Source organism: Rheinheimera soli (genome assembly GCF_021290985.1).
GTDB classification, from domain to species: domain Bacteria; phylum Pseudomonadota; class Gammaproteobacteria; order Enterobacterales; family Alteromonadaceae; genus Pararheinheimera; species Pararheinheimera soli.
The window spans coordinates 1-18,410 of sequence record NZ_JAJOYU010000027.1; the positions used below are offsets into that span (position 1 = coordinate 1).

Annotated in this window: 14 protein-coding genes; 6 read left to right on the forward strand and 8 right to left on the reverse strand. The window is 46.9% G+C overall.

The window, feature by feature from the left end:
• Both LSG37_RS16220 and LSG37_RS16225 read right to left on the reverse strand, forming a co-directional pair.
• A partial coding sequence (locus LSG37_RS16220; protein WP_233080853.1) for a dienelactone hydrolase family protein occupies positions 1–520 on the reverse strand: 520 nt, incomplete at its 3' end.
• Between the two features lie 9 nt (positions 521–529).
• Positions 530–1,396 (reverse strand): MBL fold metallo-hydrolase, encoded by an 867-nt coding sequence (locus LSG37_RS16225; protein WP_233080854.1) that lies wholly within the window; start codon positions 1,394–1,396, stop codon positions 530–532.
• 205 nt (positions 1,397–1,601) lie between these two features.
• Here LSG37_RS16225 and LSG37_RS16230 point away from each other — a divergent pair, with 205 nt between their 5' ends.
• Positions 1,602–3,908, forward strand: a complete 2,307-nt coding sequence (locus LSG37_RS16230) for a methyl-accepting chemotaxis protein (protein WP_233080855.1) — start codon at positions 1,602–1,604, stop codon at positions 3,906–3,908.
• Between the two features lie 62 nt (positions 3,909–3,970).
• On the opposite strand, the gene htpX is transcribed toward LSG37_RS16230, so the two are convergent.
• A complete protein-coding gene (gene htpX / locus LSG37_RS16235) occupies positions 3,971–4,855 on the reverse strand; it encodes a protease HtpX (RefSeq protein WP_233080856.1) in 885 nt (294 codons plus the stop codon).
• A gap of 471 nt (positions 4,856–5,326) precedes the next feature.
• A complete protein-coding gene (locus LSG37_RS16240) occupies positions 5,327–5,794 on the reverse strand; it encodes a Dps family protein (RefSeq protein WP_233080857.1) in 468 nt (155 codons plus the stop codon).
• Positions 5,795–6,016: 222 nt separating this feature from the next.
• On the opposite strand from LSG37_RS16240, the gene LSG37_RS16245 reads away from it, so the two are divergent.
• Positions 6,017–7,258, forward strand: a complete 1,242-nt coding sequence (locus LSG37_RS16245; protein ID WP_233080902.1) for a cation:proton antiporter — start codon at positions 6,017–6,019, stop codon at positions 7,256–7,258.
• 61 nt (positions 7,259–7,319) lie between these two features.
• Here LSG37_RS16245 and tyrS read toward each other — a convergent pair whose 3' ends face one another.
• The 4 genes from tyrS to LSG37_RS16265 form a co-directional block, all read right to left on the reverse strand.
• Complete coding sequence (tyrS, locus tag LSG37_RS16250) at positions 7,320–8,603, reverse strand: tyrosine--tRNA ligase (protein ID WP_233080858.1); 1,284 nt, start codon at positions 8,601–8,603, stop codon at positions 7,320–7,322.
• Positions 8,604–8,696: 93 nt separating this feature from the next.
• On the reverse strand, positions 8,697–9,476 hold the full coding sequence (locus LSG37_RS16255) for a response regulator transcription factor (RefSeq protein ID WP_233080859.1): 780 nt from the start codon (positions 9,474–9,476) through the stop codon (positions 8,697–8,699).
• A gap of 77 nt (positions 9,477–9,553) precedes the next feature.
• The gene (locus LSG37_RS16260) at positions 9,554–11,194 is read right to left on the reverse strand and encodes an ABC-F family ATPase (protein ID WP_233080860.1); all 1,641 of its coding nucleotides are present in this window, start codon (positions 11,192–11,194) and stop codon (positions 9,554–9,556) included.
• Positions 11,195–11,325: 131 nt separating this feature from the next.
• Positions 11,326–12,234 carry a DMT family transporter gene (locus LSG37_RS16265; RefSeq protein ID WP_233080861.1) on the reverse strand — a complete coding sequence of 303 codons (909 nt, stop codon included), beginning with the start codon at positions 12,232–12,234 and terminating at the stop codon, positions 11,326–11,328.
• 121 nt (positions 12,235–12,355) lie between these two features.
• On the opposite strand from LSG37_RS16265, the gene LSG37_RS16270 reads away from it, so the two are divergent.
• From LSG37_RS16270 to LSG37_RS16285, 4 genes are all read left to right on the forward strand, one after another.
• On the forward strand, positions 12,356–13,834 hold the full coding sequence (locus LSG37_RS16270; protein WP_233080862.1) for an aminotransferase-like domain-containing protein: 1,479 nt from the start codon (positions 12,356–12,358) through the stop codon (positions 13,832–13,834).
• Between the two features lie 88 nt (positions 13,835–13,922).
• The gene (locus tag LSG37_RS16275; protein ID WP_233080863.1) at positions 13,923–15,788 is read left to right on the forward strand and encodes a GNAT family N-acetyltransferase; all 1,866 of its coding nucleotides are present in this window, start codon (positions 13,923–13,925) and stop codon (positions 15,786–15,788) included.
• Positions 15,789–16,706: a histone deacetylase family protein gene (locus LSG37_RS16280; protein WP_233080864.1), complete on the forward strand. Its 918-nt coding sequence runs from the start codon at positions 15,789–15,791 to the stop codon at positions 16,704–16,706.
• 219 nt (positions 16,707–16,925) lie between these two features.
• On the forward strand, positions 16,926–18,410 hold the full coding sequence (locus LSG37_RS16285) for a TrkH family potassium uptake protein (RefSeq protein ID WP_233080865.1): 1,485 nt from the start codon (positions 16,926–16,928) through the stop codon (positions 18,408–18,410).

An 18,410-nucleotide genomic window follows, 5' to 3' on the forward strand; every position in this document is an offset into this window, starting at 1 on the left:
CCCAATAACCCCCTGCAGCTTCAGCCCGATAACCTTGAGATAAAACATTCATAAAACCATGAGGATAAGGCTCAAGGCTTTGTTTTACATTGGCTTTATCTGCTAATACACTCATCAGTTCCGACACTGAAAAATGTGATTCTTCGGCAAAAATCAACTCTGTTGGGTATAAAGGCTGAAGATGAGTCATTTGCCTTATTTGGCCGCCATAAAAACCAACACAATGCTTGATAGTTAAATGCTCAACAGCCAGATTCGCCCAGCAGGCTGCAGCACCGGCGCTAAAACCCGCTAAAAATACCGGCTCTATCTGTGCTTTAAGCACCTCGCCCACCTTATTGCAGTACGCCTCTATGCCGCCATGATCCAGAAAATACTGATAGGCCTCTTTGTCATCAGCGAACACAGGAGGCTGATGATCATAAGGCTGTACGCAAAGATAATCCGAACCTAGCTGGTCAAATTGCAAAAGCACTTCAGGCTGAGCGCCAAAAATATCAGTCACTATCACCAGTTGCATCTAGTGTCCTTAACGAAACAAATTAACCGGAAGTTTTAAATACACAGTGCCATTATCTTCTGCCGCCGGGAACTGCCCTGCCCGCACGTTTACCTGCACCGAAGGTAATATCAGTTTTGGCATGCTCAGGGTTTTGTCTCTGGTCGTACGCATAGTGACAAAGTCCTGCTGACTGGTGCCCTGTTTTAGGTGGATGTTCAGCTTCTTTTGCACTGCTATTGTGGTCTCACAGACAAACTCATCACGCCCTGGCGCTTTGTAGTCGTGGCATAAAAACATTCGGGTTTGATCCGGTAATTGATATAACTTTTGCACTGATTGAAACAAAGTGACTGCATCGCCTCCCGGAAAGTCACAACGTGCTGAACCATAATCAGGCATAAACAAGGTATCGCCGACAAAAACCGCATCTCCTATGCAGTAACTGACACAAGCTGGCGTATGACCTGGAGTATGCAATACAGAGCAGCGCAAAGTACCGAGCATAAAGTCTTCACCATCGTTAAATAGCTTGTCAAAAGCAGAACCATCGGCTTTTAAGTCTTTGATATTAAATACCAGACTAAACAGCTGCTGTACTTCAGTAATACGCGAACCTATGCCAATACAACCGCCCAATTGTTGTTTCAGAAAAGGTGCAGCGGATAAATGATCGGCATGGACATGAGTTTCCAGCAGCCATTGCACCGTCAGGTTATGTTCTTTCACCTTAGCTATGATTTGCTGTGCAAACTTAGTGCAGGTAGACCCTGAAGCTGCGTCAAAATCCAATACCGGATCGATGACGGCAGCCTCTTTGCTCACGGGATCCCAAACCAGATAACTGTAGGTAAAGCTTTGAGGTTCAAAAAAAGCATGGACAACAGGCTGTTGCATAAATCACCGCTATTCGTGGGCAGGCCAAATTCAGGCTTATAGTAGCAAAGCTTTTTCATTCCAGAAAGATATAAGCTTATTACCTAAAAATTTATACCTGCGTATTAAACAACCACTCACAGATCCAGCGCCGGATTTGTCATAATTTTGCAATCGCCCGTCTCTACTCTGCCTGTGCCTGAAACTTAGTGGAGATAGGAGTTGTATGAATATCGCCAGAAAATTAACCCTCGGAGCTGGTGTCCTGACTGTGATGGCGGTGATTTTATCTGCCAGCACCAGTGGTTTATTAGCTTTAAAAGATAGCTCAGACGCAGTACATCAAAGTGCAGAACAGCAATTTCAGGCCCTGGCAGCAAGCAGACACACCATGCTGCACACCCAACTCGACAGCCAACAGCAATTACTCAATGCACTGGCACATAATCGCCTGACACAAGAAGCTATTTACAGCTTTAAGAACCCTTTTGTGTCCTACCGTTATGAAGTTTCAGCCCCTAACCTGGATGGTCTGAAACAACAGATGGGCGACTGGTACAACACCAAGTATCAGCCTTATTTTCAGGCTCAAACTCAGGGCTTGTCAGTTAATACCAATGAGTGGCTGGAAAAATCCAAATTTGAAACCTTATTGCTGCAAAAATTCTATGTAGCTGAAAACCCACAACCTCTGGGTAAACAGCAGTTGTTGGAGGATCGCAGTGATGGTTCTGTGTATGGTCAGCAGCATAAAAAATATCACAGCAGTTTTAAAGAAATAGTCGACCGTTACGGTTTTCAGGACTTAATGCTGGTCGATGCCAACAGTATGGATGTGTTGTATAACGTCAACAAAGGTCCGGTTTTTGCCAGTAATTTACAAAGCGGCGCTTTTGCTAACACTGAACTGGCAACCTTAGCCAAGAACTTAAAACAAAAACCTAAAGCAGGTTTGCAGATCTCTGCCATCACAGCCTTTACCGGCGCTTTTTCACAACAAGTGTTGTTTTTTGGCGTACCAGTGTTTCACCCTAATAGCGCTGACACTCCAATCGGATTTTTAATAGCTCAGTATCCTGTCAGTCGTTTCACAGATTTGATGACCGGAAATCAAAAGTGGCAAGACTTGGGTTTAGGTCAAAGCGGTGATTTGTATCTGGTTGATCAGGATCACAAACTGGTGACTGAATTAAGGCCTTATCTGACGGATAAAAGCCGCTTTGTTGCAGACTATCCACAGTTCAAAACCGGACCTTATGGTTTAGGTGGTCATAGCGTATTAAAACTGCCTCAAATTGACGCCGCATTGGCTGGCAAATCCGGTGTCGCTGAAGCTGAAGATTACCGGGGTGTTGATTCGTTAATCAGTTGGCGCCCTCTGCAGATAGGTCAGCAGCAGTATGCGCTTATTGTGCAGCAGGATTTATCTGAAAGTATGGCGGCCGTCAGCACCATAAGAACCAACCTGGTTTTAAGCACCCTGCTCTCTGTACTCTTGCTTGGAATACTGGTGGTGCTGCTGGTTTATGTCTTAGCGCGACGTTTTGCCAAACCTATGCTGGCATTGCATCAACGTATCGAAGCTTCTGCCCAGTCTCATGATCTGACAGTGCGCTTTGATTTGCAGTCTAGAGATGAAGTGGCGGATATTGGCGCTGCGTTGAACACACTGTTTGGAGCTTTTAGATCGCTGGTGTCTAAACTATCAAGCACCTCTGAGCAAAGTGCCTCAGCGGCCACTCAAAATCTGCAAATTAGCCTGGAATGTCAAAACTCAGCGATGCAACAAGGTGCGGCTATCAGCCATTTGTTGCAACAATCTCAAAGTCTGGATCAGCAACTGCAACATTCAGCGGAGCAGTTACGTCGTTCAGCCAGTCAGGCGAATCATGCCAACCAACAGGCTGACTCTGGTTATCAGGCGGTGGATCTGGTCGCGAGTTCAATGCGTCATCTGGCCGAACAAGTCAGTTCATCCAGTCAGAGCATGGACCATTTACGCTCTGCCGCCACTGATATAGTGACGGTGCTGGATACCATCAAAGGCATTTCAGAACAAACGAACCTTCTGGCGCTGAATGCTGCAATCGAAGCAGCCCGAGCTGGTGAACATGGCCGTGGTTTTGCGGTCGTGGCAGATGAAGTAAGGCGTTTATCCGGTAGCACCCGCCAGGCAACTATGGAAATTCAACATATGCTGGACCGCTTGATGAGCACAGTAGATGAAACTGCGCTGGATTTAGCGAAAGAGCGGCAAAGTGCAGAGCTTTGCGTTACAGGCTCAGAGCAGGCATTACATGCTTTAAAAGAGATCAAACAACTGATTGCAGAGGTTAGCACTGATACCACAAAGATAGCCCAGGCCAGTGAGCAACAATACCAACACAATCAACAAATGCGTGATGAACTGACCGCTGTGCAAGGTTTAGCCGCTCATACCGAACAAGCTATGGCTGAATTAAACCAGACAGCAAAACAGCAGGAAAAACTGGCTGCTGAATTATTAAGTAACGCCAGAACCTTTCGGGTTTAAATCCTGACCATGAAAAAAGCCCCTGTGGACGCAGGGGCTTTCTTTTTATAACTATTTACTGATTAGCCTTCAAAGGAGCGGCTTTGCAGTGCATGAATACGTTTATCCAGTGGCGGGTGGCTCATAAAAAGCTCTGAAGCAGCTGGTTTAGTGGCCAGACCAAAAGCCGTCATTGAGCCTTGTAACTGGCTTTCATGATTACCTTTTAAACGTTGTAATGCAGCGACCATGTTTTCTGCACCGACTAAACGGGCTGCACCAGCATCGGCTTTGTATTCACGCTGACGGGAAAACCACATCACAATGATGCTGGCCAGCACACCAAAGATCATTTCCAGCACAAACACAGTGATCATATAACTGATACCGCCACCCTGACTTTCTTCTTCGTCATTGGAGCGGAAAAAGTTATCAATAATGCCGGCAACCACGCGGGCAAAGAAAATAACGAAGGTATTCACTACACCCTGGATCAGAGTCAGGGTCACCATATCGCCGTTGGCGACGTGAGAAACTTCGTGTGCTAACACAGCTTCGGCTTCCTGCTGCGTCATCGCATGCAATAAACCTGTGCTGACAGCCACCAAGGCATTATTGCGGCTCATACCAGTGGCAAAGGCGTTAATTTCCGGCGAATCGTAAATAGCGACTTCCGGCATACCAATACCAGCTTGTTTTGCCTGACGTTGCACTGTGCTCACCAGCCAGTGTTCAGTGGCATTCGATGGCTCTGTGATCACCACTGCACCTGTCGAACGTTTTGCCATCCACTTGGACATAGCTAAAGAAATAAAAGAGCCACCAAAACCAAACACAGCAGCAAATATCAACAAGCCACCCATACTTCGGTTATCTATACCAAAAACTTTAAACACAATACTCAAAACGATACTCAGCACTAACATCACAGCTAAGTTCGTGATTAAAAATAGCACTATACGTTTCATACCAACCTCTGTAATTCGGAAAACAGCTAAGTTCTATACCTAAGTAATTTGGAGTTGCAGCGAGGCGACAAGCCAGTGAGTGCCCGGGAGCATAGTTAACCTATGTGACCGGGCCGAGTGGCGTAGTCAACAAAGCTGCATCTTCAAGTACGACGGTATAAACGCTTGTTGCTAAAAAAGCCCCTGTTTCATCGCTGTAACAGAGGCAAAGGGCGGATTAATCACCACAACAAGTACGTATTGGTTCTGCCCACCCCTGCATCAGCGTTTCGGCTCTCTGCGGGGGTTATTCAGGGAACGCTGAGATAATAAGCCGGACAAGGTAGTAAGGTAAAATCGAATATAACTGCCATTATGGTAGTTTTAAACTGATAAGAATCAGGTTGCAAATTGTTTATCAGACCAAACTAAAAAGCCTGTCAGGAGCGAACCGGACAGGCTTTGTTATCATTAAAAATGATGTAGTGTGGTTTAACCTAACAGGCTTCTGAGCATCCAGGCGTTTTTCTCATGCACTTGCATACGCTGAGTTAATAAGTCCAGTGTAGGTTCGTCTGAGGCTTTATCTGCTACAGGCACTATAGAACGTGCTGTTTTGGCCAAAGCTTCCTGGCCTTTCACCAGATCTTTGATCATATCCTGCGCATTCGGAATACCATCAGCTTCTTTAATGCTGGTCAGTTTGGCAAATTCTTTATAAGAACCTGGTGCAAACTCACCTAAAGCACGAATACGTTCTGCAATTAAATCGACGGCCAAAGCCAGCTCAGTGTACTGAGTTTCAAATAAAACATGCAGAGTCTGGAACATTGGGCCTGTCACGTTCCAGTGATAATTATGCGTCTTCAGATACAGAGTGTAAGTGTCAGCCAGTAAAGTCGCTAAACCATGCACTATGGCTTTACGATCATCGTCTTCAATACCAATATTAATTTTCATAAGAAACTCCGTGTTGCGGCCAAGAATTCAAATACCCTATCACAAATCACGCAAGGCGCTCAAATATCCAGAGGGTTAAGCTGATATAGATCAATGGGATCGAAAGCAGCATAAAACAAGGGCACGAGTTCGATAGTCTTGGTTTTGTCACAATACCCCAGTTACAATGCGCGCTTTGGATCCTTCTTTGTTTCCTCGTTTGCGGAGTATCTTGTGGAAGCTATGCCAGTAGGCGTCAGTGCCTTTTTTATTCAGTTGTTGGTGATCTTGGTTGTAGCACGAATAGTGGGCTGGCTGGCGATTCAGGTAGGCCAACCCAGAGTGGTCGGCGAAATGATAGCCGGTATTTTATTAGGCCCTACCTTGTTTGGTGCTTTGGCTCCCGAACTTCAACAACAGTTATTTTCTGCAGATTACCGACCCTTCTTATCCTTAGGTGCTCAGGTGGGTATTGGTCTTTATATGTTTTTAGTGGGCCTTGAATTTGACACCAGTATGTTTAAAAGCCGGGCCCGCAGTGCCATCGCCATTTCAGCTTCAGGCATAGTGGTGCCTTTTGTTATGGCCTGTTTATTGGCCAGTTGGTTATTGAGTTACGGTGGCCTTTTTGCCGACAACCTGAGCTGGACACAAGCTGCTTTATTTCTTGGGGCTTCAATTTCAATCACCGCCTTTCCTATGCTGGCCAGGGTGATCCAGGAGCAGGGGTTGGCGAACAGTAAATTAGGTACCTTAGTGTTGGCTGCTGGGGCTATTGATGATGTCGCCGCCTGGTGTTTGATGGCCTTGTTGTTGGCAAGCTTTGGCGGTGACGGCAGTTTATTTTATAAAGCTGTGACAGGCGCGGTCATATTTGCGGCTTTAATGCTGACACTGGTGCGCAAACATGCGGCGCAGCTGGAAAGCTGGTATCAGCGCGAACAACGTATCACTCCCCGCCTCTTTCTGGTGATTTTAGTCTTATGGGTAGTCAGCGTCAGTACTACGGAGTGGATAGGCCTGCATGCGGTTTTTGGTGGTTTCTTATTAGGTGTGGCTATGCCACGTGGCCTGTTAGCTGAACATTTAATTAAACGTCTGCAGCCTTTGGTGCTGATTGGTCTGGTGCCATTGTTTTTTACCGTGTCAGGCTTAAAAACAGATCTGTCTGTTCTGGCTCAGGGGACTTTGTGGCAAATTGCGCTGGCTGTGATCGCGGCCTCAATTTTTGCTAAGGCTGTGGCTTGTTATCTGGCTGCCCGGCTTTGTGGCGAAAACCACCCTATGGCGCTTGCTGTAGGTATTCTGATGAATGCTCGGGGCATGATGGAATTGATTCTGCTGAATATTGCGCTGCAAAATGGCGTGATTAAGGAAGACTTGTTCTCTGTGTTGGTGCTGATGACCATAGTGACCACCATGATGGCCACTCCACTATTTAACGTGCTCCAGCGGCGCACTTCGTTTCGCAGTCAGTTGGATTAGGGTTCATTGTTCAAGGCATGTTTATCGTCATGCCTTGAACATATGCTCAGCGAGTAAACCGTCACAGGCTAATTTTTAACAAATAAAAATTCTTTTGGCCTCGTTGCAGTAACCAGAACTGATGATGTAATGGCTTATAGTCAGACATTTTTAAATCCTGTTGTACCACTTCACCATTCAGTCTTACGGCTTGTGCGCTTAACAGCTCTCTGGCTTTGCTTTTGGATAACGCCAATCCAGACTTTTGCATGGCCTCAGTAAGCGTCAGACTACTGCATATCTCAACACAGGGCAAAGCATCCAGTTCTAACTGCTGCAATTCGGCTAAGCTCAGTTGCTGTGGCTGTCCTGTAAACAAGGCCTTGGTAATACGTTCTGCTGAGAGCAGCCCTGCCTCGCCATGCACAAATCGGGTCACCTGCTCTGCCAGATTACGTTGGGCCTGAGGTTTGCTGCCTGAGTTGCGATCCGATTGCTCTATGGCAGCTATCTCGGCGCAACTTAAAAAACTGTAGTAGCGCAGCAGGTTATACACGTCCTTATCGTCGGTATTTAACCAGAACTGGTAAAAGCTAAAAGGCGAAGTTTTGGTTTTATCCAGCCAGATAGTGCCGGACTCCGTTTTTCCAAACTTAGTGCCATCGGCTTTAGTGATCAAAGGTAAGGTTAAACCTTCCACTTTGGTATGGTTTAATCTGCGGGTCAGGTCAATACCTGCCACTATATTGCCCCATTGATCGTTGCCCCCTATCTGCAAAGTACAGCCAAAGCGTTGGTTTAACATGGCAAAATCGTAAGACTGCAGCAAGCTGTAACTGAACTCTGTGAAAGAAATGCCCTGATCGGGCCGCTCCAGCCGCTGACGTACAGATTCTTTTCGCATCATGGCGTTGACTGAAAAATGTTTGCCTACATCCCGGAAGAAACTAATGACATCCAGCGTCGACAGCCAGTCTGCATTATTAACCAGCTGTAGCGGTTCGGACAACACAGGTTGCAACAGCGCAATGATCTGACTGCCAAGCTGCTCAGTCCAGGTTTGAATGCTTTTTGTGTCGTTTAAACTACGCTCTGTCGCTTTAAAGCTTGGATCGCCTATAAAACCTGTGGCTCCGCCTATTAACGCTATGACGTGATGGCCTGCATCCTGAAAACGTTTTAGCATCAACAAAGGCACCAGGTGCCCTATATGCAGGCTGCCGGCTGTAGGATCAAAACCACAGTACAAGCTTTGTCTGCTGCTCAAAAAGTCACGTAAGAGTTCTGGATTTGAACATTGGGCTATCAGGCCACGCTCGAGCAAGTCATCCACTAACTGGGGTTTGCTCACCGCTGCTGTTGTCATTGTCTGCTCTCTTTTTGCATATAAAGTGAAAAGCAGCAGCTTAAAGTTCAGCAGCAGAAAAAGGCATGTCCCTAAAGGGATAAGAAAGGCTTTTTAGCTGGCCAGCAGATGAGTCAGAAACAACTGGAACAACTCGCTTAATGAGCCAATTTGCAGTTTAGCGTAGATTTTTTTGCGATGATTTTTGACAGTGCCAACAGCGATATTCAACTGCTGGGCTATATCCTCTGAATCAAAACCCTGCAGTAACAAACAGGCAATTTGCTGCTCTTTGTCTGTCAGTAACTGCTGGCCAAAACAGGAAAATGCCTGGCTCAGTTGGTGCTGCAAGCCAGTCTTTTCCGAAGAAGCGCTGGATAGGACAAAGCTGTCCTGGCCCCAATGCTGGCGAATGAAAGCACTGAGCAGGCCTTGCAGTTGTACCAATTTTTTGTAGCTGGTTTGATAACGGGCTTGGTTGGGTTCGCGATAACCGATAAACAGCACAATCCAACGGTTTGATTCCAGTTTAAAACTCAGGCAGAACTCATCATGCAGACCGGTCTTTTCGGTAAAGAGCTGCTGGTAGCTTTTACGGGCTTTGGCCGAATCAAACAGATCCTGTAAACGCCATAATCCATCGTCAGTCGCTTGTTGAGCATGCAGATAAAAAGGGTCTTGCAGGTAGGAGTCCATTAAATAGTGATGAAACAAAAACTCACGTTTCGTATCTATGCAGTCGTACAAATAAATCGGATGTTTATCGGCTCTGCAGCCCAACAACAGCAGTTGGTCACAGTGCAACTCTGTTTTAAGAAAAGTCGCCAGCCGTTGACTAAAGTCTGTGGTCCGGATGCTGCTGACCAGATCAGCCACTCTCTGCCATTCAGTCATTACGAATAAGTCCTCGCCCAAAAGTAAAAAAGCCGGTGTTCAGACCGGCTTCTTAGCTTACAACATTAGTGCTGTTGTTACGAACGGGCCGCCAGTTCAGCTTGCTGTACTAAATAATCTTCGTACGTACCAGCGAAGTTACGTACGCCGCTATCTGTCATTTCAACGATACGGGTGGCCAGTGACGATACAAATTCACGGTCGTGACTGACAAAAATCAGTGTGCCTTTGTACATTTCCAGCGCCATGTTCAGGGATTCAATAGATTCCATATCCAAGTGGTTGGTAGGCTCATCCATCACCAGAATATTTGGACGCTGCAGCATCAGCTTACCGAATAACATCCGGCCTTTTTCACCACCTGATAACACCCGTGTTGGCTTGGCAATATCATCTTGTGAAAACAATAAACGGCCTAAAATACCACGAATAGCCTGTTCATCATCTGACGGTTGTTTCCACTGGCTCATCCAGCTAAACAGCGTCATATCTTTTTGAGCGCCTTCAAACTCGTATTCATGGTCCTGAGCGTAATAACCAATATTGACGTTCTCAGACCATTTCACTATGCCTTTTTCAGCGGTTAAATCGCCAACCAGACATTTTAAGAAAGTGGTTTTACCAATACCGTTGGTACCGAGGATCGCCACCTTCTCACCGACTTCAATCGTCAGATCAAGGTTTTTCAGTACGTGCAGATCATCAAAGCTCTTGTTTAACTCTGTCACTTCTAAGGCTAAACGGTACAGCTGCTTTTGCTGATCAAAACGGATAAATGGGTTTACCCGGCTGGAGGCTTTTACTTCAGACAGGGTAATTTTATCAATTTGTTTAGCACGAGACGTGGCCTGACGCGCTTTAGAGGCGTTGGCAGAAAAACGGCTGACGAAGGTTTGCAGCTCAGCAATCTGGGCTTTTTTCTTGGCGTTATCAGACAATAAACGTTCACGCGCCTGAGTCGCAGCTGTCATGTATTCATCGTAGTTACCTGGGTAAACACGCAGCTCGCCGTAGTCTAAGTCGGCCATATGAGTACAAACGCTGTTTAAGAAGTGACGGTCGTGCGAAATAATAACCATAGTGCTGTTACGTTCAGCCAATACTTCTTCTAACCAACGGATGGTGTTGATATCCAAGTTGTTGGTTGGTTCGTCAAGTAACATGATTTCAGGGTCGGCAAATAATACCTGAGCCAATAACACCCGCAGTTTCCAGCCCGGAGCTATCGATGACATTAAGCCAAAATGCTGTTCAACCGGAATACCTACACCAATTAATAACTCGCCGGCACGGGATTCAGCGCTGTAGCCGTCCATTTCACCAAAAGCGACTTCTAAATCGGCGACACGCATACCGTCTTCTTCGCTCATATTTGGATCAGCGTAAATACGGTCACGTTCTTCTTTCACTTTCCACAGTTCAGCGTGGCCCATAATCACAGTGTCGATCACAGTGTATTGCTCAAAAGCAAACTGATCCTGGTGTAACTTAGCCACACGGTGGTTAGGTTCAACAAAAATGTTACCACCACTTGGGTCTAACTCTTTGCTGAGGATCTTCATAAAGGTTGATTTACCGCAACCGTTGGCGCCAATCAAACCATAGCGGTTGCCGTCGCCGAATTTAACGGAGATATTTTCAAAAAGCGGCTTAGCGCCAAATTGCATCGTAATATTTGCGGTAGAAATCACAGTGTTTTTGATCCAACAAAGAGTCATATATAAGCTGCGCTGTCGGTGTCAAACCTTCCAGCACAGCCCCAAAAATAGCGCGCCACTATACGCTTTTTCGACGCTAAACTCAAAGTATCTCTGTGTTTTATGACAAATTTGCCAGAGCTTTCTGCGCTTTAGCTAAAACGCCGCCCTAAAGCTATGCAACCCACCACAGTCAACGCCAATATCCAGTGGATCCATTGCAAAGGTTCGCCCAGCAACAAAGCACACAAAGCCAGTCCGCTAAAAGGCGATAACAACTGTAATTGACTGACTTTGGCTATGCCTCCTATCGCCAGGCCCTTGTACCAGCAGAAAAAGCCGATAAACATGGTAAAGACCGATAAATAACCCAGCGCCAGCCAGGATTGCAGTGACACTGCTGCATAATCTGGTTGATAAGTCCAAACCCAGGGCAGTAAGACTGGGATCGACATCACCAGCGCCCAGCAGATCACCTGCCAGCTGCCGAGTTCCTTAGATAAAATAGCCCCTTTGGCATAACTAAAACCGCATAAAAAACTCGCTAACACCAGATAACCATCAGCGAGCTGAAAAGGGCCAGTGCTGTGCTGTAACGCATAAAGCGCAACACAAGCGGCCCCCAGCAGTGCAAAAAGCCAAAAGCCAAGTCGTAGCCATTGTTTAGTTAAGTATGCGCCAAAAAAGGCGGTAAAAAGTGGCATTACACTGGTCACCAGAATGCCGTGACTGGCCCCTACCTGCTGCAATGCCAAAGCAGATAACACCGGATAAGCAAATACTGAACCCAAAGCCACTAAAGCCAAGCCCTGCCACTGTTTTGCGCTAGGTAATTTTTGCCTTGTGATCAGTAGCAGTATCAAAGCCAGCATCGCCGCTATTAAAGCCCTGCCCGCACCAACAAAAACCGGCGGCATATCAAGCACCGCCATTCGGGTTGCAGGTAATCCGGCTGAGAACATCAGCATGCCTAAGCTGCCAAACCATAAGCCTTGCACCAGCGGCTTTTGCCAAAATGGCAAGCTGCTTTGATCTTGTGGTGACACAGAGACTACGGACATAACAAATACTCCCATGAGCGGCTGGACAGTCAGCCAACTTCAGTTAGTATACAAAGCTATAGACCATGACAATCAGGACAGTTATCGACAAAGACTACTGGACTGTACAGGTGAAAATTCCATGACAATTGCAGTGACTCAGTGGCAGTTGGATAAAGCCAGCAAGGAAAGTTTTAGCAGTCAGCTTTATCTGCAGGCACAGCAAGCCATACAATCTGGCCGCTGGAGCGCTGGTGCACGCCTGCCTTCTATCCGGCTATTGGCGGCACATTTAGAGATCAGTAAATTTACGGTGTCTGAGCTCTATGAAAAACTCTCTGCCGCTGGTTTTGTCCGCTCCCAGCCTGGCAGTGGGGTTTATGTCAGTCGTTTAACTGAGCAGCAACAGCAGCTGGAATCCAGCGCCAGCCAAAGCAGCAGACAGCAGGATGTCGCCCTGATGCGCCAGACTTTGCTGCGCGAACCTCATTGGATCAAAGCATCAGCGGGTTGGTTATCACCGGATTGGATGCCGGATCAGGAAATACGCCAGGCGATGCGTGATTTAGCCCGTCAGCCGCAGTCTTTAACCGACTATGGCCCAGCTCAGGGCTATTTCCCCTTGCGCCAGTATCTCACTCAGCGTTTGTCGCAGTTATCTATTGCCACAGAACCAGCCCATATTCTGCTGACCTACAGCGCCTCTCATGCGCTGGATTTAGTCTTTCGTTTGCATCTGAAACCAGGCGATTGGGTGATGGTGGACGATCCGGGCTTTTATAACTTTTTTGCTTTGTTGCGATTGCATCAGGTGCAGCTCTTGGTGGTGCCACGTACGAAAGAAGGTCCGGATTTAGCTGTGATGCAGCAACTGGTTCAGCAGTATCAGCCCAAAGCTTATTTAACCAATTCAGTGCTGTCGAACCCTGTGTCTTTGAGTATCCATCCGGCCCGTGCTTTTGCTATCTTACAGCTGCTGCAACAGCATCAGTGCTTGTTGATTGAAGATGATATCTACGCCGACTTTGAAACCCAGCCGGTATCGCGTTACGCCTCGATGGCGGGGTTCCAATCGAACAATGGCTTTGAAACCATCTATTTAGGCAGTATGTCAAAAACCTTGTCAGCTGATTTACGGGTAGGTTTTATTGCTGCCAACGCTGCCACTATTGCGGCCCTGACCGATCTAAAACTCATCAGCGGTATTTCCACCTCCAATACCATGGAGCGTCTGATCTACCTGTTATTGACTGGTGGAGGTTATCGGCGTCATCTCGAGCAATTAAAGCGTCGCTTACAGCAAGCCCGTAACCTGGTATTTTCAAAATTAAAACAGCTGGATTGTCAGTTATGGGCAGAACCTTCAGCTGGTTTTTTATGTTGGGTCAAGTTGCCTGAAGGCGTCAGCAGCAGCCTGTTGTCTGAACGTTTGCAGCAACGCCAAGTGGTATTAGCACCAGGTTCACAGTTCAGCACCCTACCCGACGCCGATCAGTACACCAGACTCAATGTGGCACAGTGTCTGGATGAAGAGTTTTGGCTAATAATGCAGGATGAGTTGCGCCAGATCAGAGACAGCATTTCTCTTTCATCAAATACTAGCCACGACGGGCGGGGATAAACCACCGCCCCTACCTTTTGTTTATATCGACTTAGGTCGCACTGACAAAACCGTTGTATTCTGACATGGTAAAGAAAAAGGATACGGTATGGCCAAAACATCAGATAAATCGCCGGCAAAATCGCTGGACTGGAGTGCATTACTGCAATCCGGTAATCGTATTTTTATTGGCTCCCACGCCGCTGCGCCTCAGGCTTTACTGGCCGATTTAATGGCGCGTAGTAAAAACCTGCATGATATAGAGCTGGTGCAACTGATGGTGCTGGCTGATAACTGCTGGGCTGAACAGCGTTACAGCGACTTATTTAAAATCAATGCCTTGTTTATTGCTGGTGACAAAGTTCGTAATGCGGTTGCGGAAGGCCGTGCCGACTATACCCCTTGTTTTTTATCTGAAGTGCCTGCACTTTTTAAAGAAGAAATTCTGCCTTTAGATGCCGCTTTGGTGATGGTGAGCCCACCTGATGCCTTTGGTTACTGCTCCTTGGGTGTCTCTGTGGATGCTGTGTCGGCCGCAGTGCGGTCAGCGAAAAAAGTTATAGCGCAAATCAACCCCAAAATGCCGCGCACCAATGGCTATACCTTTATTCATCAAAGCCAAATTCACGCTTTTATTGAGCAGGAAGAAGACTTACCCGAATTGCCAGCGCCACAACTTGATGAAGTGACCGAACGTATTGGCCAGTACGTGTCGATGCTAATTGAAGACGGTGCCACCTTGCAGCTGGGCATAGGCAAAATTCCGGAGGCGGTATTACGTTATTTGGGCAATCACAAAGATTTAGGCGTGCACTCAGAGGTGATATCAGACGGAGTGATGGAGCTGATTACCAAAGGCGTGATTAATAACAGAAAAAAAACCTTTCACCCCGGCAAAACCGTCACCAGTTTTTGTATGGGCAGCCAAGCTTTATATGACTTTGTTGATGGTAACCCTCATGTTGAGTTTTACCCCAGCGAATACGTCAATTCCCCCACTAACATTGCCCGTAACGATGCCATGATTGCGATCAATAGCGCCATCGAAGTCGATTTAACAGGCCAGGTGGTATCGGATTCCATAGGTCATAAGTTTTACAGCGGTATTGGTGGTCAGGTCGATTTCAGCCGTGGCGCGTCTATGAGTAAAGGCGGCAAACCCATTATTGCCCTGCCCTCAACTGCTAAAAACGGCACTGTATCGCGCATAGTGGCCACCATCACTGAAGGTGGTGGCGTAGTGACATCACGCGGCCATGTGCATTATGTAGTGACAGAGTTTGGTGTCGCGTCCTTGCGCGGAAAAAGTATACGAGAACGTGCGCTGGAACTGATACGGGTGGCGCATCCTAAGTTCCGTAAACAGCTGCTGGATGAAGTGCGAACCCGTTATTGGGTGCCGCATTATCAAAAAGATTACCCAAAAGATGTAGTTGAACTGGGTAAAGTGGGTGTGAAAACCTTAACCATAGCGGGTGAACAGTTTGATTTGCGGGCATTAAACCCTGCCGATGAGCGTCGCTTGCAGGAGTTTTTTTACTCTCATACCAAAGAAACTTTACTGCTGCGTTACAACCACCATCCAAAACAAATGAGCAGGGAGAAATCCTGTACTTTGGTCAGTGTCGACCAATCCCGCGATTTGGCGCTTTGTATTGTCAAACAACAAGGCTCGATACTGGAAATTCAGGCGGTAGGCCGTTATTACCTGAACGAAACCGACAACAGTGCTGAAGTGGCTTTTGTCACCCGTGAACGACAACATGGTAAAGGCATGGCGAAACGTCTGTTGGAAGAAATGATCAAAATTGCCCGTATGCGCGAACTCAACCGCATGATGGCCTATGTACGAGCCGACAATAAGCCGATGCAAAAGGTGTTTGAAAAAGCCGGATTTAAACGCATCGCCAGTGGCGATCCGGATGAAGTCTATTTAGAGTTGCTGTTAAAGGCGGCAGAACCAGAGAAGCAGTAAATGAGTTTAGTGATATTCAGTCATGGTCGCTGTTTGTCCTACGATATAGGGCATGATCATCCGGAAGCCGCATCCCGTATTCACGCGGTACAGGACCAGCTATTAAGTTCGGGGCTGGAATTTGTAGTGCAGCAACGAGATGCCAGCCCTGCCAGTCGTGAGCAGCTGTGTTTAGCGCATTGCCCGTCCTATGTCGATCATGTACTAGATGTAGTGCCAGACAGTGGTCACATCTGGCTGGATGACGATACCCAGGCCACTGCTAAATCGCTAAACGCCGCTTTGTATTCAGCTGGATCTGGCATTAATGCGGTGGATTTGGTGATGCAACACCAGGATACTCAGGCCTTTTGTTTAATACGCCCGCCTGGTCATCACGCTGAATACAAAGCCGCCAAAGGTTTTTGTATTTTTAATAACATCGCCATAGCCGCTGCTTATGCCATGCAGCAGTATGGGTTGCAGCGGGTACTGATTGTGGATTTTGATGTGCACCACGGCAATGGCACTGAAGATATTTTCCAATTGGATCCCAGAGTGAAGTTTTTATCTTCCTTTCAGCATCCGTTTTACCCTTATACCGACCCCATCAGTCATTCGCCTTCTATTGTTAAAATGCCTCTGGCGGCTGGCACCAGCGGAGCTTTATATCAACAAAGGTTTACCGACGAATGGCTACCTTTAATGCATGAATTTCAGCCGGAGCTGGTATTAGTCTCCGCAGGTTTTGATGCTCATATCGAAGATGATATGGGCCAGATGAAACTAACCGAGCTGGATTATTTATGGCTTGGCCAACAACTGAAACAGCTGGCCGATCGTTACTGTGAAGGTCGCCTGGTGTCTATGCTGGAAGGTGGTTATGAACATAGCCCACTGGCGCGCAGTGTGGTGAGTTATCTAAAGGGGCAGTTGTGACAACCCGCGGGCGGGGATGAACCTTTTCAGGTTTGGATTATATTAGACGGACGGTATGTAGGGGCCGTGGCTTGTCCCGGCCCGTCCATCTGCACAACGGTTTCATGAGACGGGCGGGTGCAAGACCCGCCCCTATAGTAAATCCTTATACAATCTTTATAACCTCTGGAGACCCAAAGCTATAAAATTTGATGGTTGTTTCACGCCGGATAAAATTTTATGGCCGCCACTTTGGTGTTGGGTTCTGCAGTAAAAAGCTCCAGTCGTTATCTGATGTACCGGGTGCTTGGGCATTTGTTATTGCTGTTGTCGGCGGTCAAGCTGGTGGCTATGACGGTGTCTATCCTTTATAACGAAAGCAGCTTTTGGGTGTTTCTTGGCTCCGCTCTGTTTACCGCTGCTGTAGGGTATACGCTGGTGTATAAAGGCCGCGAAGCAAAAGATATTAAGCATCGTCAATTATTTTTACTTACCACCTTAAGCTGGTTGTCGCTTTGTGTTTTCTCCGCTATCCCTTTATGGCTGATAGTGCCCAATTGCACTTTAACAGACGCCGTTTTTGAAACTGTCTCAGCTGTCACTACCACAGGTTCAACCGTTTTATCCGGATTAGATACCATGCCAAAAGGTATCTTGTTCTGGCGCGCCGTGCTGAACTGGATAGGCGGTATAGGTATCATCGTCATGGCCATCGCCATTTTACCTGCACTAAAAATTGGCGGTATGCGATTATTTAAAACCGAGAACTCCGATACCTCAGATAAAATTCTGCCCCGCAGTTCTACTTTGTCCGCAGCCATTGGCGTTGTGTATCTGGTATTAACTGTCTGTACTATGACAGCCTACTATCTGGCGGGCATGACAGGTTTTGACGCTGTCACTCATGCCATGACTACTGTGGCCACAGGTGGCTTTGCCAACTACGATGCGTCCTTTGGTCAATTCAAAGACATGCCGCAAATCTTCTGGTTAAGTAGTTTCTTTATGATGCTGGCTGCTATGCCTTTTGTGCTTTTTGTCAGCTTTGCCAAAGGCGATAAAAGTTCATTGTGGCGCGACCCACAAGTGCGGGCATTTTTAGCCATAGTGGCATTTTGTAGCCTGCTGCTGACTGTGTATCAGGTAGTACATAACGACAGGGCTGTATTTGATGCCCTCACCCACAGCTTGTTTAATGTAGTGTCCATTATTACCACCTGCGGTTATGCCTCAGAGGATTATACCTTGTGGGGCAATATGGCCATTATGCTGTTTTTCTACCTGACCTTTGCCGGTGCTTGCTCAGGTTCCACTTCGGGTGGTTTAAAAATATTCCGAATTCAGCTTGCTGCTATGTTATTGGTAAAACAGTTAAAATTGCTGGTGCACCCCAAAGCAGTCTGGAGCCAGAGTTATGGTGGCAAAAAAGTAGATGACCAGTTATTAGGTAACGTACTGGCCTTTTGTTTTATCTATTTTGCTACCATAGCCTTTATCGCTATGGCATTGTCTTTTTGTGAACTGGATTTAGTCACGTCAATCACTGGTGCCGCAACAGCTGTCGCGAACGTAGGTCCTGGTCTTGGCAGCATTATTGGCCCTGCTGGTAACTTTGCGACTTTACCAGATGCCGCTAAATGGTGGCTGAGTTCAGGTATGTTAATGGGACGACTGGAAATTCTTACCTTGCTGATTTTATTTACCCCCTCTTACTGGCGCTATTGA

Excerpts from the sequence above, each read along its gene's own strand:
- LSG37_RS16225 (WP_233080854.1), bottom strand. The coding sequence starts at position 1,396 with ATGCAACAGCCTGTTGTCCATGCTTTTTTTGAACCTCAAAGCTTTACC.
- LSG37_RS16230 (WP_233080855.1), top strand. The coding sequence starts at position 1,602 with ATGAATATCGCCAGAAAATTAACCCTCGGAGCTGGTGTCCTGACTGTG.
- htpX (WP_233080856.1), bottom strand. The coding sequence starts at position 4,855 with ATGAAACGTATAGTGCTATTTTTAATCACGAACTTAGCTGTGATGTTA.
- LSG37_RS16240 (WP_233080857.1), bottom strand. The coding sequence starts at position 5,794 with ATGAAAATTAATATTGGTATTGAAGACGATGATCGTAAAGCCATAGTG.
- LSG37_RS16245 (WP_233080902.1), top strand. The coding sequence starts at position 6,017 with ATGCCAGTAGGCGTCAGTGCCTTTTTTATTCAGTTGTTGGTGATCTTG.
- tyrS (WP_233080858.1), bottom strand. The coding sequence starts at position 8,603 with ATGACAACAGCAGCGGTGAGCAAACCCCAGTTAGTGGATGACTTGCTC.
- LSG37_RS16255 (WP_233080859.1), bottom strand. The coding sequence starts at position 9,476 with ATGACTGAATGGCAGAGAGTGGCTGATCTGGTCAGCAGCATCCGGACC.
- LSG37_RS16260 (WP_233080860.1), bottom strand. The coding sequence starts at position 11,194 with ATGACTCTTTGTTGGATCAAAAACACTGTGATTTCTACCGCAAATATT.
- LSG37_RS16265 (WP_233080861.1), bottom strand. The coding sequence starts at position 12,234 with ATGTCCGTAGTCTCTGTGTCACCACAAGATCAAAGCAGCTTGCCATTT.
- LSG37_RS16270 (WP_233080862.1), top strand. The coding sequence starts at position 12,356 with ATGACAATTGCAGTGACTCAGTGGCAGTTGGATAAAGCCAGCAAGGAA.
- LSG37_RS16275 (WP_233080863.1), top strand. The coding sequence starts at position 13,923 with ATGGCCAAAACATCAGATAAATCGCCGGCAAAATCGCTGGACTGGAGT.
- LSG37_RS16280 (WP_233080864.1), top strand. The coding sequence starts at position 15,789 with ATGAGTTTAGTGATATTCAGTCATGGTCGCTGTTTGTCCTACGATATA.
- LSG37_RS16285 (WP_233080865.1), top strand. The coding sequence starts at position 16,926 with ATGGCCGCCACTTTGGTGTTGGGTTCTGCAGTAAAAAGCTCCAGTCGT.